The 18,290-nt window shown below is 74.3% G+C and carries 7 protein-coding genes (1 of these 7 running past the window's edge); 5 read left to right on the forward strand and 2 right to left on the reverse strand.

All coding sequences use genetic code 11. The annotated features are described in order from the left end of the window. The 5 genes from ACFV6E_RS08575 to ACFV6E_RS08595 all read left to right on the forward strand — a co-directional run. Positions 1-13,698, forward strand: partial view of a lonely Cys domain-containing protein gene (locus ACFV6E_RS08575; protein ID WP_385460077.1) — the final stretch only. The gene continues 19,722 nt to the left of window position 1, outside the view; only the last 13,698 of its 33,420 coding nucleotides appear in the window; its start codon lies off the left edge, out of view; the stop codon is at positions 13,696-13,698. 11 nt (positions 13,699-13,709) lie between these two features. After that, positions 13,710-14,360: a type VII secretion system-associated protein gene (locus ACFV6E_RS08580; protein WP_385460079.1), complete on the forward strand. Its 651-nt coding sequence runs from the start codon at positions 13,710-13,712 to the stop codon at positions 14,358-14,360. Between the two features lie 239 nt (positions 14,361-14,599). Further along, positions 14,600-16,288, forward strand: a complete 1,689-nt coding sequence (locus ACFV6E_RS08585) for a cellulase family glycosylhydrolase (protein ID WP_385460082.1) — start codon at positions 14,600-14,602, stop codon at positions 16,286-16,288. Between the two features lie 140 nt (positions 16,289-16,428). Next, positions 16,429-16,686: a hypothetical protein gene (locus tag ACFV6E_RS08590; protein ID WP_385460084.1), complete on the forward strand. Its 258-nt coding sequence runs from the start codon at positions 16,429-16,431 to the stop codon at positions 16,684-16,686. A 35-nt stretch (positions 16,687-16,721) separates the two neighbouring features. Then, positions 16,722-17,063: a hypothetical protein gene (locus ACFV6E_RS08595; RefSeq protein ID WP_385460173.1), complete on the forward strand. Its 342-nt coding sequence runs from the start codon at positions 16,722-16,724 to the stop codon at positions 17,061-17,063. Between the two features lie 55 nt (positions 17,064-17,118). Here the strand turns inward: ACFV6E_RS08595 and ACFV6E_RS08600 are convergent, their stop codons facing one another. Both ACFV6E_RS08600 and ACFV6E_RS08605 read right to left on the reverse strand, forming a co-directional pair. Beyond that, positions 17,119-17,304 carry a DUF397 domain-containing protein gene (locus ACFV6E_RS08600; protein WP_385460086.1) on the reverse strand — a complete coding sequence of 62 codons (186 nt, stop codon included), beginning with the start codon at positions 17,302-17,304 and terminating at the stop codon, positions 17,119-17,121. Then, a complete protein-coding gene (locus ACFV6E_RS08605) occupies positions 17,301-18,167 on the reverse strand; it encodes a Scr1 family TA system antitoxin-like transcriptional regulator (RefSeq protein ID WP_385460088.1) in 867 nt (288 codons plus the stop codon). Before ACFV6E_RS08605 ends, ACFV6E_RS08600 begins: the two co-directional genes overlap by 4 nt. Positions 18,168-18,290: the final 123 nt, after the last annotated feature.

The raw sequence follows: 18,290 nt of genomic DNA on the forward strand, positions 1-18,290 counted from the left end.
CAGGTACCGCGGACGCCGTCGGGCTCCACCACGCCCGCCGGGCCGCCCGCCGGTCCCGACGCGACCGCGCCCCCGCGGCCGACGACCGCCGAGCCCGCCGCCACGACGACCGCCGAGCCCACCGTCACGACGACCGGCGACCGGGCGGGCGCGCGGCCCACGGCCACCGGAACCGCCACCGCCACCTCCGCCTCGCGCGCCGCGTCCCGCGCGCGCAGCCGCTCCCCGCAGCCGAGCCCGGACCGCCGCAACAGCGACGCCCCGTCGTGGGTCCTCGCGCGCATCCGCTACGCCGAGGAGTCCCTCGCCTTCGACAAGCGCCTCGGCGACTACCTGGCCGAGCACGAGGCGGTGGTCGCCGAGTACCGGAAGATGGCGAACGCCGCCTGGGCGACCGCGCGCCAGCGGCACCCGCGCGACCTGGCCGCCTTCGGCGACAACAGCAAGTACAAGGCGGGCGTCGTCGGCACCACCCGTCCGGCGCTCCAGCAGGTGCTGCGCAGCGGCAACCTGCGCGAACTGGTGGCGTTCCTGTACGAGGGCATCTCCAGCGACTTCGTGCCGGACATGCTCGGCGGCCGCGAGGAACAGCATCCGGAGATCGCCGCGGAGCGGCCGAGCCGGCGGCGGCGCGACGCCTACGCCGAGTTCGAGACCCGCGCCGCGGACATCATGCGGTCGCCGGACCTGACGCCCGCCGAGAAGAAGGCGGCCGTCGAGGAGCTGGAGCGGTCGGTGACGATCGCGACGCGTCCCGAGGACGCGCGTCCGCCGCTCAGCGAGGCGGAGCGCCGCATCGCGGTCACCGACAACGGGCTGACCTGGATGCCCGCGACCTCCGTGTACGACATCGCGATGAGCGCCGACTTCCAGGGACGGTCGGAGGACTCGGGCGGTCTGGTGGCGACCGGCACCGCCGGGTCCACGTACCGCTTCCTGCTGCACGCCGCGCGGATGCGCGACCAGTGGGGCGTCGACCTGGACCTCGGCCTGATCCGGGCCGGGATGCTGGGCATCTCGCTGACGGTGGACCACCACACCTTCCACGAGGTGATGCGCGGCGCCCAGCTCGCCCTGGACGACGTGGCGGGCCACGACCCGGCCCTGGACTACACGGACAACTGGGGCCGGTACTGGAACATCCACCCGTTCACCGAGCAGGAGCTGCGGGACAACGTCGCGCGGGACGGCCGCTTCCCCGACGAGCACGCCCAGGACCTGCTCGACGAGATCGAGCGCGGGCCCGCCACCGGCACGAGCGCGCGTGCGGGCGGCACCGGCACGCGTGCGGGCGGCTCCGGCACCCGCACCACCGCGCTCCCGCACCGGCCGGCACCGGGCTCCCGCACCGTCCACACCCGGCCCGTCGCCGCCCGGCCGAACCGCCCGGTGCCGCAGATGCCCAACCCGGCGGGCACCACCGCCACTGTCCAGGACACCACCGCCCCGCCCCAGGACGTCTCGCCCGACGACGCCGAGCAGCACCGCGAGGCGCTCCTCGACGCGCTGCACGGCCTCGGCTCCCTGGACGGCGTCGACCGAGAGCGGGCCGCCGACGCGCTGGAGCGCCTGGACCGGATGCGGGCCGCGGACCCCGCACTGCGCGGCGGCTTCCTGAACCTGGACGCGCTGGTGCGCCGGGTGCTGCTGCTCGGCCCCTCCGACACCGTGAACGCCGCGGCCCGCGGCGCCCTGGTACGGCTGACGGCGGCTCCCACCTCGGCCGGCGTCACCACCCTGACCGCGCTGTCCGCCCACTACCTGGCCCACCGCGGGGCGTTCCACCCGGACTTCCGGCTCACCGACGCCCAGGGCCGCCCGCGCGGCTGGAACTGGACCGGGCGGACGCTGCCCGCCGACTTCGACACGGGCAGCACCGGCCGGATCTCGCGCACCCCCGACGGCACGACCGGGCACAGCGGACCCGAGGCCGCCCCGTGGCGCCCCACGTCCGGCCACCCCGACCCGTACCTCGTGCTGCTCGCCGAGCGGGACGGCGCGGTCGTGGTGCGCGGGCTCGGCGGGTTCGCGCGGCCCGTGCCGCCCGCGGTGCTGCACGAACTCATGGCCCTCGACCGGAACATGGCGATGCGGCCGGGACCGCTGCTCCTCCACGTCGACCGGCCCGCCGGCGCCACCCTCGACCTGCCGCGCGGGCTCGCCGACCGGCTCGGCCGCGAGGTGTGGGCCACCACCGGCCGCGCGGACATCGGACACCTGCCGGGCACCCCGGACCGCTCGATGCTGCTGCTCCTCGACGAGGTGAAGCAGGCGCCCCACGGCCAGTGGCTCGTCAGCACCCCCGCCCCGGCGCCCGCCTCGCCCGACGGGACGGCGGACGACGGGGTCACCGCAGTCTCCGTCGCCCACGACGGCCACCGGTCCACGGGCTTCATCTCGATGGACCCCACCGAGGACAGCGACGGAGGCTGGAAGCGGACGCTGGCGCACAGCCGGCTGGGGACGGTCACCGCCTACACCCATCTGCGCAACGCCTACGACACCGGGGGCGCCACCACCGTTGTGCCCTGGGTCCAACTCGGCCTGCCCGCACCGTACTTCCCCATGAACCACGGCCTGCCGGGCATCGGCGTCTGGCACACACCGCAGGGGGAGCGGCGCGAGGACGGACCGGCGTACGCCCGCAGGCTCGCCCGCCGCCGCAGCCTGGCCTCGCTCGCCCCCGAGCACCCCGTGGCCCTGATCGTCTGCTACGCGGGCTCGGCCCCCGGCATCGGCGACACACCGGGACGCCACATCGAGGGCCCGCCGCCGTTCGTGCCCGACCCGCTGGCGTCGGTCGCGGTCGGCCAGCACACGGCCAACGAGACGGGCCGTACGGTGTTCGCCACCGGCCTGATGAACTCCGTGGGACAGGTCAGGACCGGCGACCCCGCGACGTACATCAGCCTGTGGACCGACGCACGGGGCCGCACCTACGACTGGGTCATGTTCCGCCCGGAACCGGCCGGTCACGCACTGGACGAGCGGGCCCGCGAGGCCGGGCTGCACGACGGCACCGGACCCGCCCCCGAGGCCGTGCGGGAGCGGACCCTGCGTCTGGTCCGGGCGCTGCGCCAGGTCTTCGGCCCCACGGTCGACGAGACCCCCGGGTACCCGGAGCTGCTGCGCGGCATGGGCGCCCTCGACCTGATGCGCGAGGCCGACCCGCAGCTGAACCGCGACGGCGCGCGCCAGTTCACCCTGGACCTGTACGAGCAGATCCTCACGAGCCACCGCACGGGCGGGCTCCGCCCGGGACCGGCACCGGCGTTCACCCCGGACGACCACCGGAGCCTGCTGACCGAGGCGGCCCGCCGGTGGGACAACGGGCCCCGGGGCCCCCTGACCGACTGGCTCGGACTGCCGCAGCTGACCCACATGCTGGCCGGTCTCGCCGTCTCCCCGCACCGCGAGGACATGGCCCGGCAGGTCCTCGGGCTCGACGCCGGGGAGCCGGTGGGCGAGGCCGAGTGGTCGCGGCTGCTGTGGGCCTCGTACAAGGTCGCCGCGGTGACGTCCGGCGCGGACCCCGGCCTGTTCGCCGCCGTGGTGCTGCACCTGAGGGCGCCCGATCCGGCGCGCGCCGACGAGGCGGTCCTCGTGGCGCGGCAGGCGGTGGCGGCGGGCCGCGACCCGTGGCAGTACCACGAGCTGGCCGCCTACCACCTGGAGAGGGAGGGCGCGCTCGACTCCGACCGGCTCCTGACGGACGACGACGACACGTCCTGGGGCCGGACACTGGACGGCGCCACCAGGCCGGAGGGCACCTTCGACCCCAAGGTGATCACCCTGCTCGGGTACGCGCCCGACGGCTCGCTCGTACCCGTCGGCACCGAACCAGCGCCCTGGGCGGCGGACCCGTACCGCCCGGCGCCCTTCGTGTACGTCGCCGACGGCGACGCCGACGGGCTGCGGACGCCGGAGGGCCCGGTGCCGTACCGGCAGTTCGGCGAACTCGTCTTCCGGGACCCGAAGTTGCTCGCGACGGACGGGTACGCCGAGGTCGTCGCGGTGGTCCCGCACGGCAGTCCGGTCGGGGGCCGCCCGGTCGAGGGCAGCCTCCCCGGCGAGGGCGCCCGCAACTCGGCCCGCAACTGGTGGACCACGCACGGCGCCACCACGCTCCACCACGACCCGGCGACCGGCACCTACACCGTCGCGATGCTGCCGGGCCCGGACGGGCAGCCCGCCACGACGGGCACCTGGGGACGGACGACGCCCCCCGAGGGCGATCTGTCGAACCCCACGGCCACACCGGCGGCGACCAACGCGCCGGTGCGCGCTACGACCGTGACCGCGCCCGTGACCGGGTCCGCCGACGCCGTCGCGGGGCCCCTCGCCACCGCCCGGGACGCACACGCGCGGGCGCTGACCGCGCTCGCCGACGCCGCCGCCGAGGCCGCGACGATGCAGCGGATCAGCGGCGACGAGACGGTGGTGGCGGACGCCTGGGCCGCGGTCGACGCGGCGCGCGGGCGGCTGGAGGCGGTCGAGGCCCGGCTGCTGGACCTGGGCGTCACGCCGGAGGAACCGGGTGCGCCGCGAGGCGACGAGAACGAGGCTGCCGCGGCCCCGGTCGTCCCCCGGGACGCCGGTCAACGCCGGTGGATCGCCGATCAGTTGACCGAGGCCGACCTGCCGCCGGGCCTGCGGGCCGCCGAGGGCGAGACCGTCGGCGAGGCCGAGCTGACGGCCGCGGGCATCACGCTCTCCGTCGGCCTGCGCACCGAGATGATGCTGCGCGGCGACGGCCGGCTGCCCGCGGACGCGCTGTCACCGCTTGATCTGGCCCGGGTGCGGATGACCGGCGAAGGACCTTGGACGGACGCGTCGGACACGGCCGCCGCGAACGCCTCGCGGCGGCTGTGGGCGCGGGCGTACGCCGACTTCGCGGACACCGCACCCGAGGGCACGGACGAGGCCGACGCCACCCGTGCCTGGGCCGCCGCCGTTTTCCTGGTGCTGCCCGCCGAACCGCACGCGGTGCTCGCCGACTCCCGGTACGCCGGTGACGGCTTCCGCGACGCCGTACGGCAGGTCGCCGGTCACCTGCTGGCGGACGGGACGGACACCGCCTCCGCCGCCGAGCTGGCCGACACCCTCCGCGCGGGACTCGGGCTGCGACCGCGCTGGACGGGACCCGGAGGGGACGCCAGGGGGACCGGCGAGGGAACGGCGCCGGTGCGGGCGCCGCTGCCGCAGTCGGGCAGCGGCACCGACCTGCCCGACCTCGACATGCCCGACTTCGACTTCTCCGCCTTCGACACGTCGGCGATGGACGGCGTCGACTTCAGCGACTTCGACATGTCGGCCTTCGACACGTCCGCCCTGGACGGCATGGACGCCATGGACGGCATGGACCTCGACGGCTTCGACTTCGACCTGTCCGTACCGGGCCCCACCGCTCCTGACCCGACCGGCCCGGACACCGTCGCTCCTGACACGACCGCTCCGTCCGTGACCGCCCCGTCCGCGACCGCGCTGGACACCGGCAGCGGACTGGTCTTCGCCGCGCCGGTCACCGCCGCGCCCGCCCGGCCGCTCGCCCCCCTGCCCCGGCTGAGCCTCGTGCCGTTCGCGCCGGGGCGGACGGACCCCTCGGCCGACGCGCGAGGCAGCGTCGAGCGGCTGGCGTTCCAGGTGGCGCGGGCCGGTCTGCGCAACCGGCGCGCGCAGGTGCCGCTGCCGGCCGTCGACATCGCCGGGTACGGTGCCGACGCCCGCGGAGCCGGTACCGCGCAGCAGCGCGAACAGGCCGCCCGGCAGCGGGGCGACGAGCGCGCGCGGGCCGCCCACGAGCTGTTCGCGCAGCGGCTCGGCGACGCGCTGCGCACTCTCCAGCAGAACCTGCCGGCGGGTCAGCCGCGACTGTCCGTGCGGGACTTCAGAATCACCGCGCGCGGGCGCGCCCGGCTGCCCGGCGAGGGCGTCACCGCGCACCTCGCCCAGCCGGTGCACCGCACCGACCTGGGCCGGCAGGCCACGATCACCCTGGCCTCGCCCGGACACGCGGCGGCCGTCGAGGCCCTGGACGCGGTGCGCCGCGCCGACCCCGCGCTGCGCGCCGGTGCCCTCGACGTCGACGCGGTCGCCCGGCGGATCCTGCACCTCGGCCCGCACGTCCTCGTCGACCCGGAGATGCGCCGGGACCTGTACACGATGGTCGAGCGGGCGCTCCGGGCCGGGCGGGCGTCGAGCGTGGCCGCGCTGACGGCGTTCCACCTCCAGGACGAGGGGGTGCTCGCGGCGGACCGCGCCCGGCACGTCTCCTCGGGCGGCAACCGGGTGCCGGGCCTGAACTGGACCGGGTCCGACGTCGCGGAACTGGACAGCCTGTTCGTGGCGGAGATCGAGTCCGGGCCCGCGTCCGCGGCCGCCCTGCCGATGACGGACCTCGCCCCGTGGCCGTGGGACGTCACCCCGTACACCGTCCTGGCCGACGGAAGCCACGAGACCGTGACGGCGCTGCTGCCCGACGGGACGACGCGGGACCTCGACACCGACACGTTCGCCGAACTGGTCGCGGCCGACCCGGCGCTGCGGAGCCTGCCGGACGGCGCCCCGATCGTGCTGGCCGTGCCGTTCGCGGGCGACCGGTACCTGGACCTCCCGCGCAAGCTCGCTGAGCGCACCGGCCGCACCGTGTGGGTGCACAGCGGCCTGGCGAAGCGCAACCCCGACCCGGCCGCGCAGACCACCATCGCCGTGGTCCGCCGGGACGGGATGCCGCACGGCTCCTGGCTCCCGGTCCGCCCCGGCCTCGCCCCCGACCCCGACGACGGCGCCCCCGCCTGGCACCGCGACGTGCTGAGCCAGCCCATCGTCAGCACCTCGACCGGGCGGCAGATCGGCCGCAGTCTGCACGACGCCGGTGAACTCGCCGAGCGCGAGGACAACTTCAGCCGCCTCGATCAGATGACGGAGTTCGTCCACCTCAACCCCGCCACCAATACGTACTCGGCCAAGCTCCCGCTGGACGACCCCGGGCCGAAGGACAAGGCGTACCACCTGGCGGGCCACGGGCTGCCGGGCCAGCTGATACTGCCGCTGGCCGGGGGCGGTTCGCGGGCCGCGGGGCGGCGCGAGGCGGGCGAGTGGCTGCGGCGGCGCAAGAGCCTGTCGAGCCTGCCGAAGGACCACTGGGTCGACCTGGTGGTCTGCCACACCTCGGCCCCGCGCGACACCGCCGTGCAGGACCTCTCGCAGACCAGCGGCTACCAGCCCGTACCGTTCGCCGCCGATCCGCTCGCGGACGACTCGGTCTCCATGGGCCAGCACCTGGCGAACGTGACGGGCCGCACGGTGCGCCTGTCCCACTCCGTGCAGGGGGCGGGCACGTACCAGGGCGATCCCGTACGGGTGCTGTGGACCGACGCGCGCGGCCGCCAGTGGTGGTGGGAGACCAGCCGTCCCGAGCCCGGCGAGGCCGAACTCGACCGGCTGGCCGGACAGGCCGGGTACGACGGCGGGCCGTCGCCGGAGACCCGGGCCAGGACGCTGCGCCTCGTCCGGGCCCTGCGGGCGGTCCTCGGCCACGACGTGGAGGACGCCGCCGACTACGCAGAGCTGCTGCGCGGCGCCGCCTCGCTCGACGCGATGTGGCACGCAGACCCGGACCTCGGCCCGACCGGCCCGTTCACGCCGGAGGTGCTGCGCCGGGTGGTCGCGGCGCACCCGGCCGCCGCGTCCGGGGCGGACCGGCAGGCCACCCGCCGTGTCCTGACCTCGGCGGCCCGTGTACGGCAGACCGCCGACACCCTGCCGCTGAGCTCGTCCGTCCGCCTGGCGGCGCCGCTCGCGGCGGCCCGCTGGCTGCGGGACACGACGGCCGTGAACGAGGCGGCCGTCGCCGCGCTGAAGCTCTCCGGACCCGACGCGGTGGGCGAGACCGAGCGGGCGCGGATGTTCTGGGCGCGGGTCAGGGCCCTCGAGGCACCGGCCGGGGCCGGCGGGCCTGACGCGCTCACCAGGCGGGTACTGCACCTCGACCCCGCCGCCGGCGTGGACGGCACACAGCGCGGCGAGGCGCTGTCCCTGCTGACCCGCGGCTTCGCGGCGGGCCGGGCCATGAACGACCCCGACGTGGCGGCCGCGTACGCCCTGGAGGCGGGCGGCGCCTTCCGGCAGACCGGGGCGCTCATGGGCATGGGCTCGGCGACGACTCAGGGCCGCGACTGGAAGAACGGCCAGGACTGGAAGGACGGGGCGAGCTTCAAGCCCGAACTGGGCAAGGCCCGGACGCCGGACGGAGTCGCCGACGCGCCGTGGGCCGGCCAGGACGCGTCCGGCAAGGACCGGCCCGCCCCGCACCCGGTGCTGGCGTACGTGGACATCGAGGACAGCGGCCGGCTCCAGGTGAGTTTCGACGGCGTCTCCCGCGGGGTGTCGGCCGACGAGTTCGCCGAACTGCTAGCCGCCGACGCGGAGTTGAACCGCAAGGACTTGACCACCCCGGTCCTGCTGCTGCTCACCGGGATCGACGGGCCCGCGCCCGGCATCGCGGAAGCGGTCGCCCAGCGGCTCGGCCGCAGCGTGTGGTGGAGCCGGTTCCCGGCGGACCTGTCCGGGAAGGACGACGCGGGCACCTCGGTGCCCACGCTCGTCGCGCCCTTGATGAGCACGGACGTCCCGACGGCCGCCGACTGGCAGGAGGCGCGCCCCACCGACCCGGCCGGCACCCAGGAGGCCCCGCGCTCCGTCGCACCGCCGCTGCCGGCCGCACCGCTGACGGCCGCGCCACAGGCCGCGCCGCAGACCGGGGACGAGGTCGGGGAGCGGACCGGGGACGAGGTCGGGGATACGGCAGAGGACGACGGGACGCCGGAGTCCGTGGCGGCGGACTCTGTGACGGCGAGGGCCCAGGAGGTCCCGCGCTCCGTCGCACCGCCCCTGCCGGCCGCACCGCTCACGGCCGCGCCACAGGCCGCGCCGCAGACCGCGCCGCAGACCGCGCCGCAGACCGGGGATACGGCAGGGGACGGGACGCCGGACTCCGTGACGCCGGACTCCGTGACGCCGGACTCCGTGACGGCGAAGGCCCGTTCCTCCGCCGGTGACCCCATGGAGGGCGTCGAGCTGACCTCCGCACCGGAGCCCGCCACCCCGGTGACCGCCCCCGCCCCCGTGCCGGTGCTCGCCGCCCCGGCCTCCCCGCCGCTGCCCGTCCTGCCCTCGCGGAGCCTGGTGGCGTACGGGCGGGACGCGACGACGCCGTCCGCGAACGGCGAGGAGACCATCAGGCAACTCGCGCACCAGGTGGCGCTCGCCGGACTGCGCAACCGGCGGGCCGGTGCGGCGCTGCCGCGCGTCGAGGTCACCGGCTACGGCGCCGACGCCCAGCAGGGCGAGGGCCCGCACACCCTCGGCCCCGGCGCCCTGGGCAGGCGGCGCGCACAGGCCGCGCAGAACCTGTTCGTGCGGCAGCTCACCCGCGCGCTGAACGACCTCCAGCAGCACCTGCCCGCGGGCGCGCCGCGGCTGACCGCCCAGGACTTCAGGGTCAGGCCCCTGGCGATGACGAAGGTCCCGGACGACTGGACGGGCACGGGCGCGCTCGCCGGGGTGAGCCGGGCCGCGCTCGGCCGGCAGGCGACGATCCGCGTCGTCCAGGCGCCGGACGCCGCGGCGGTGCAGACGCTGGACGCCCTGCGCCGCCAGGACCGCGCGCTGAGCCGCAGCCCGCTGGACGTGGACGCGCTCGCCGCCCGCCTGCTGCACCTCGCCCCCGGCACGTCCGTGGACCAGGACACGCGCAGGGACCTGTTCGCCCTGGTGGACCGGGCGGCCTCGGCCGGCCGGGCGACGAGCCTGCCCGCGCTGGGCGTGTACCACCTGGCGGAGCTGGGCCTGACCGACCCGGGCCGCGCCCGCCACTTCACCGTCCAGGGCCGCCGCGTCCCGGGCCTCAACTGGGCCGCGGACGCCGACGCGGCGGCGGAGCTGGACGCCGCCGGCAGTGACGTACTGGAGGACAACGGGCCCGGCCCGTACGACGTCCTGGAGACACGGCGGACCCCCTGGCCCCAGGGCGTGACCCCGTACGTCGTGGCGGCCGACGGGCGGCACGACCGGGTGGCGGCGCGGCTGCCGGACGGCTCGACGCGGGACCTGGACGTCGACGAGTTCGTGGAGCTCGTCGCGGCGGACGTGACCCGGGAGGGGCTGCACCCGGACACCCCGATCGTGCTGGCCGTCCCGTTCGCCGGGGACCAGTACCTGGACCTGCCGCGCCGGCTCGCGGACCGCACCGGGCGCACGGTCTGGGCGCACAGCGGCGAGGTGACGCTCAGCTCCGACCAGGGCACGAGCACCATCGACACGATCCGCCGTCCCAAGGCCCCGCAGGGCGACTGGGTCCCGAGCGAGCCGGGCCTCGCGCCCGACCCCGACGACGACGTGCCGGACTGGTACGGCGAGGTGGTCACCCGTCCCATCGTCAGCGCGCTGACGGGCAAGCAGATCGGCCGCGCCTCGCACCAGCCCGAGGAGTGGGCGACCAGTTTCGAGGACGACGACCGCCATCTGGATCAGATGACGACGTACGTCCACTTCTACCCGGCCACCGACCGGGTCTCCGCGGAGCACGAACTGCCGCGTCCGGGCGCCGAGGACACCGCCTACCGCCTGGACATGCACGGCTCGCCCGGCTACCTCCACCTGGCGATGCGGGACGGCACCGTCAAGGCGGTCGACCAGCGGGAGGCGGGGCCGTGGCTCAAACGCCGCAAGAGCCTGTCGAGCCTGCCGAAGGACCACTGGATCGACTTCGTGGTCTGCTGGAGCGGCGCGCCCAGGGACCGCGCCGTCCCCGCGGCGAACACGGCGAGCGGTGCCTACCGGGGACCGTTCGTCCCCGACCCGCTGAGCGACCTCTCCATGGGCCAGCAGCTCGCGAACTCCACGGGCCGCACCGTCCGGCTGTCCTACAGCTCCCAGGGCACGCGGGACGAGAAGGGCCGGTACATGCGGACGCTGTTCGCCGACGCCCAGGGCCGCCACCGCTCCTGGGCCCTGTTCCGGCCCGACCCCTCGACCGCCGAGCTGGACCGCCTCGCGGAGATCGCCGGACTGAGCCCCGGCGACGGTGAGGTCACGGACGAGATGCGCACCGGGACGCTGCGCCTGGTACGGGCCCTGCGGCTGACCTTCGGCCATGACGTGGACGAGGCGCCCGACTTCGGCGACCTGCTGCGCGGCGTGGCGGCGGTGGACCACATGTGGCGCAGCGACCCGGACTTCGACAGCGCGGGCCCGTTCACGCTGGACCTGCTGAACCGGGTGATCGCGGCGCATCCGGAGGCCGCGTCCGGGGTGGACCAGCAGGCCGTGCGGCGCGTACTGGCCGAGGCCGCGGAGCACTGGACCATGTGGCCCGGCGACGGACTGGTCAGCTTCGTGGACCTGCCGTCGATCGAGGCCGCCGCCGGGTGGATGCGGGACGGCGACCCGGAGGACGAGGCCGTCACGGCCCTCGACCTGTCCGGACCGCACAAGGTGGGCGAGGCCGAGCGGTCGCGGATGTTCTGGGCGCGGGTCAAGGCCGAGGAGACGCTGAGCGCCCCCGGCGTCAACGAGAACGCGCGCGTGGCGAAGATCCTCCACCTGCGCCCCGGCACCATGCCGGGCGGCCACCGCGAGACCCTGCGCGAGACGCTGACCCGCGCCTTCGCGACCGGCCTCGACGTCTTTGACCCGGACGCGGCGGCGGCCTTCGACCTGGACGAGTCCGGGGTGTACGCCACCAGCGACGTACGGACGACCCTGGACGGCAGGAGCGGGGACGGCCGCGACTGGACGTCCGGCGGACAGCCGGCGTCGACGGTGGACCTGACCCGGTTCGGCACGCCTTCCGGGACGGCGGACGCCCCGTGGCAGGGACGGCGGAAGACCCCGGCCCCGTACCTGGTGCGGGTCACACCGGACGCGAACGCCCCGGACCTCCTGGAGCTGTCCTTCGACGGCGAGAAGCAGTCGGTGCCGGTCGGCGAGTTCCTCGAACTGCTCGCCCAGGACTCCACCTTGTCGGACAAGGACCTGGACACTCCGGTCGTCCTGGCGTTCTCGGATTCCGACGGCGACCCCGGCGACCTCGCGGAACGGATCGCCCAGCGCCTCGGCCGGACCGTGTGGTGGACCGAGTTCCCGGTGAGCCTGTCCGCCACCGACGGCTCCGGCGACCCGGTGCTCACGCTGCACCCCTCGGCGGACGGCGACGTGCCGGGCGCCGACGCCTGGGAGAAGGCGCGCCCGGCCCAGGCCACGTCGCCCGGGGACGCCCCGCGCCCGGTCCAGGCCCCGGTACCCCGGTCCGGCCGGTCCGAGGGCCAGATCCTCGAATCGTTCCCGTCGCTGACCCTGAACGACGACTCGGACTCCGATTCCGACGCGGACGACGATCCGCGTCCGCTGCTCTCGCGGGACGACGACTCGGACGACGACCCGCGCCCGCTGCTGTCCCGGGACGACTCGGACTCGGATTCGGGCTCGGAATCGGAGGATGAGCCGCAGCCGCAGCCGCAGCCGCAGCCGGAGCCGCAGCCGCAGCCGCAGCCGGAAGAGCCGGAGGAGGCGGCTTCCGATGGGTCGGACTCCGATGACTCGGAATTCGGGGAGGGCCCCCAGGGACAGGGCCGGACACAGGGACGTACGTCCGGACGCACCGCCCCCGACTGGGTCCTGGCCCGCGTCCGCTACGCGCAGGAGGCCCTGCACTTCGAGCGGCGGCTGGCCGAGTACCTGGGCGAGAACGAGCAGATCAACGAGGAGTTCGGCAAGGTCGCCCGCGCGTTCTGGCACATCACCCTGCACAACCGCCTCGACTACCGGCTGTTCGGCAGCAACAACGAACTGTCCGCCGGCGCCGTCGGGAAGTCGTACGAGGACCTGGCGCGGGTGGTGGACTCCGGCAACCTGCGTGAACGGGTGACGTTCCTGTTCAACGGCGTGGCCAAGGACCTCGTCCCGCACCTCATGGGAGGCGTCGAACCGCAGCACCCGGTGATCGGGGTGGAGCGCCGCGACCGGCAGCGGAGCCAGCTGTTCCTGGAGTACCGGCGGCAGGTGGCCGAACTCCGCGCGGCGGAGCTGGACCCCGAGGACGAGGCGCAGGAGATGGAGGAGCTGGAGGCGATGCTGCGCACGCCGCTGCGGCCCGACGAGGTCCGGCCCCCGCTGAGCCTCGCCGAACAGCGCATCGCGGTCCGGGACGGGGCCCTGCTCTGGTCACCTGCCAGTGCGGAGCACACGCTCCCGATGGCCGCCGACTTCCAGGGGCGTTCCGAGGACTCCGGCGGTCTGGTGCTGACCGGCACCTCGGGCAGCTCCTACCGGATCATCACGCACGTGGCCCGGCTGACCCGGCTCGCCCGGGTGCCCGTGGACCTCGGGCTCATCAGAGCCGGACTGGCGAGCATCATGGTGGGGGTCGGCCACCACAGCTTCCACGAGGTGATGACCGGCGCCCAGCTCGCCCTGGACGAGTCCGACCCCACGGTGGCCTCGGTCTACGTGAACAACTGGGGCCGGTACTGGGACGTCTACCCGCTGACCGAGGAGGAACTGCGGACCCACGTGGCCCGCGAGGGCCTGTTCCCGGACGAGCACGCACGGGCACTGCTCGCTCGCCTGGAGGCCCGCCGGGCCCGCCGGAACCGCCGGGCCCAGCAAGCAGACGCAGCAAGTGAGATCAGCAAGTGAGGACAGGAAAGATGACCGAGCCCGGTGCCGAGGCGCCCGCCGCCGACCCCTTGGACCCCGCGCCGCCCGAGGAGTTCGTCGAGGCCGCCAGGCTGGCCCCCGACCACTGGCTCTACCTGACCGACCCGGCCTGGCAGGGAGAGGGGCCGCCGCCGGAGTGGGCGGTGGTCGGCCAGTGGCGCTCCGACTCGGCGGGCGAGATCGTCGAGTGGGAGGACAACGCCGGGTACCGGCCGTCGCCCGAGGCGATGGGGTGGCCCGAGCCCGCCGACGACGTGGACCGCGCGATCCAGCTCGCCACGACCGGGTACGGCCCGGCCGAGGACGTCACCACGGCCCTGGCCGCCGCCGAGGTCGCGGTACTGGTCACGGCGGCGGGCGAGCCGGTGAGCGCGTCGGCCCCGGACGGCACGGCGATCGTCCCCGTCTACACCTCCGCCCGCTACCTGCACGGCGCCGGCCCGCTCGGCCACGAGCAACTCCCCGTCGCGGACCTGCTCGCCCGGATCCCCGAGGGCCACAGCCTGTGCCTCAACAGCACGGCCCCGGTCAGCATGGTGCTGGCCACGGACGGCCTCGCGGAACTGCTGGCGGAGCAGGCACCTGGCAAGACCCCTGAGGCGGCACCTGAGAAGACTGCGGAGGAGTCGCTGCCGGAGTGACCGGCGGCCCTGGCGCCGTGGCACGACCGCCCCGAGGCGCGGCCGTGTCCCGTGGCGCGGTTGTGCCCCCCGGAGCCGGGGACTCCGTCACATCCCTTGACGTGTTCCTGATCGAGCTGGCTTGATGGGAGCGCTCCCACATAGTGCACCCCATGCACCCTATGCACCCCATGCACCCCCAACGCACTCTCATCGCACCCCCATCCCTTGCTCCCCTCGCCTCACTCCCTGGAGCCGCAGTGAGATCACCGAGAAGCACGACGTACGCGAACCCGGCGACCGCCTTACTGGCGGCCCTGGCCACGCTGGCCACCCTCGTCGGCCTGCTGGCCCTGTCGCCGCCCGCCGCCCACGCGGCCACCGCCCAGACCCGGTCCCAGGTCCAGGACCCGGAGATCGCCGCGACCGGTCTGCACATCAGCAACGGGCGGCTGGTCGAAAGCAACGGCAACGATTTCGTGATGCGTGGCGTCAACCACGCTCACACCTGGTACCCGAGCCAGACCCAGTCGCTGGCCGACGTCAAGAAGCTCGGCGCCAACACCGTGCGCGTCGTCCTCTCCGACGGCTACCGCTGGTCCCGGAACAGCGCCGCAGACGTCGCGGCCGTCATCGCCAACTGCAAGGCCAACCGCCTGATCTGCGTACTGGAGGTGCACGACACCACCGGTTACGGCGAGGACAGCGCGGCGGGCACGCTCGACCACGCCGCCGACTACTGGATCAGCCTCAAGGACGTCCTGGCCGGCCAGGAGAACTACGTCATCATCAACATCGGCAACGAGCCCTGGGGCAACACCAGCCCGGAGGGCTGGACCGCGCCGACGACCGCGGCGATCCAGAAGCTGCGCGCCGCGGGGCTCCAGCACACGATCATGATCGACGCGCCCAACTGGGGCCAGGACTGGCAGGGCGTCATGCGCGCCAACGCCCAGACCGTCTACAACGCCGACACCACCGGCAACCTGCTCTTCTCGATCCACATGTACAGCGTCTTCGACACCGCGGCGGAGATCACCGACTACCTCAACGCCTTCGTGTCGGCGAAGCTCCCCATCGTCATCGGCGAGTTCGGCGGCCCCGCCGACGCCTACGGCGATCCTGACGAGGACACCATGATGGCCACCGCCGAGCAGCTCGACCTCGGCTATCTGGCCTGGTCCTGGAGCGGCAACACCGACCCGATCCTCGACCTCGTGCTCAACTTCGACCCGGCGCAGATGACGTCCTGGGGCGAGCGCATCTTCCACGGCGCGAACGGGATCGCCCAGACGTCCAAGGAGGCCACGATCTTCGGGGGCTCGACCCCGGACACGCAGGCCCCGACCGCCCCGGGAACCCCGACGGCGTCGGCGGTGTCGTCCTCCTCGGTCACCCTGTCCTGGCCGGCGGCCACGGACAACACCGGTGTCACCGGCTACGACGTGGTCCGCGTGAGCGGCAGCACGGAGACCGCGGCGGCCTCCTCCACGACCACGTCGGTCACGGTGTCCTCTCTGGCGGCCGACACGTCGTACACCTTCGCCGTGTACGCCAAGGACGCGGCGGGCAACCGCTCGGCGCGCTCGGCCACGGTCACGGTCAAGACCGCCACCGGTTCCTCCGGCGGGGCCTGCTCCGTCGCCTACCGTGTCACCAATTCCTGGCCCAGCGGCTTCCAGGGCGAGATCACCGTCCGCAACACCGGCACCGCCACGATCAGCGGCTGGACCCTGGGCTTCGCCTTCTCCGCGGGCCAGACCATCAGCAACATGTGGGGCGGCACCCCGACCCAGACCGGCTCCGCCGTCTCCGTGGCCGCCGCGTCGTACACCGCGACGATCCCCGCGAGCGGTTCGGTCACGATCGGCTTCACGGGCACGATGACCACCACGAACCCGTCGCCGACGGCGTTCACCCTGAACGGGGCGGCTTGCGCGGTCGCCTGACCGAAGCGCCCCGAGGGGCCGGCGGGGAGGGGTCCCCGCCGGCCCCTCGGGGCGTGCTGTCTCTGGGCGAAAGACTGGACGGGCTGTACGGGTACGTACCCGTACCCGTACCCTGGTGGGATCCGATCGAGGAGGTCACCATGTCCGACGCTAACGTCCGCATCCCGATCGAGGCCCGCGACAGACTCGCCCGGATAGCTTCCTCCGAAGGCATGTCCCTGCGGGGCTACCTGTCGCATCTCGCCGAGACGCTGCTGACGCCGGAGGAGCGCGCGGAGCGGGCCGAGCAGGCCCGTGCCGCTCTGCGGGAGTGGAACGGCTACGACCCGAGCGAGCGGGAACAGGCCGCTCTCGACGCGGAGCTGGACCGACGGCTGAGCGAGGCAGGACCGAAGTGACTGAGCCCACGCACATCGTCCTGGACGGTACGGCGATGGTGGCGGCCGGGACGGGTAACGTACTCGTCTCCCGGTTGATCCATCGCGCCCACACCGAGGCGGGTTGGTTCCTCTACGCCCCGGCCTGCGCCCTCGTCGAGGCGGACCGCGTCCGGCCGGGCACTGCGGAGCATCTTGCCGCGCTCCCGGGCGTCACCGTCCTCGACCTGGACCTGCCCGCCGCGTTGGCCCTGGCCCGGGAAACCTCATGGGGCCCTGCTCACACGCGATACGCGGCCGAGCCGACACCGGAGCGGCCCAGTGGTGCGGTGGTCGCCACGACCGAGCCCGAAGCCTGGAAGGAACAGGCCGTTCGGGTCATCGACCTCAGGCCCTGACTCCTTACCGGCCTGCCCAACCGGTTACCAGGGTGACTGAGACCAACGCCTCGGCTCACACCCCGGTGGCGTACGGGAGGAAGGCGGACCAGGCGGTGGCCGTGAGCGCGAGCCGGGGTCCCTGGGGGGCCTTCGAGTCACGGACGTGGACGGTGTGGGGGGAGGTGGCTACCTCGACGCAGTCGTCGCCCTGTGACCCGCTGTAGCTGCTCTTGAACCAGGCCAGTTCCGGCGTGTTCATAGCGCTCCTCGCATTCGCTTCAGCAGGCCCACGGAGTCTTCTGGAGTCAGGGCCTGTGAGCGCATCTTGGCATAGCGCTGGTGGAGCCGGCTGATCGCTTTCGAGTCAGTGACGAGACGCCCGTTCTCCTGTCCTTCCGAGTACGCGAACCACTGGTTGTCCGGCGTCTCCGCCAACCGCATAGGGCCGTCCAGCCCGGCGTGCACAGGTTGTTGCAGCGGCATCAGTTGGAACTCCACGTTCCACTGACGCTCGACCACGAGCAACAGGTGGTCGTACAGCTCCCGCGTCACCTCCTCGCTGCCGGTGTGCCGCTCAAGCACCGCCTGCTCCACGATGAAGCTGAAGGCCGTCGGCGGTTTCCGGCACGTGGACAGCAGGTCCTGCCGGTTGATTCGGGCCGCGACCCGTTGATCCAGTTCCTCCGAGTCCGGCAACGGAGGCACGCTGAGCGACACTGCTCGTGCGTACCCGGCGGTCTGCAACAGACCGGGTACGACGCGGCACTCGTACGTATACAGACTCACCGCCTCCGCCTCCAGCCGCGCCCACTGCCGGAACCAACTCGCCAGCCCAGGCTGTCGCGAAAGATGCCGCGCCGCGCCCCGCAGGATGCCGCACGCGTCGAGAACGTCCTCGGCGCGTTCGACGAAGTCGCGTTGCGGGAAGCGGCGGCCCTGTTCGATGGAGGCCACCGTCGGGAGTGAGTAGCCGACCCTCGGGGCAAACTCCTCCTGCGTCAGGCCCGCCCGCTTGCGGAAGCCCTTGACGACCTCGCCGAAGGTGCGGAGGCTGTCCGACACCTCCGGCTCGCCGCCACCCCCGCAGCCGGAACCGCTCGTCCCACTCGTACCGTCCGCCATGCCAGGACACCTCCCGCACGTCCGCCGCGTCACTCACGCCCAACCCACCCAACTCGGCCAGCGTCACGGTCGGTTACCCGTACTGTCCAGCGGTTCCGCCCCTACGCCGCCCCGGCGTACGGG

It is taken from the genome of Streptomyces sp. NPDC059785, assembly GCF_042732375.1.
GTDB lineage: Bacteria > Actinomycetota > Actinomycetes > Streptomycetales > Streptomycetaceae > Streptomyces.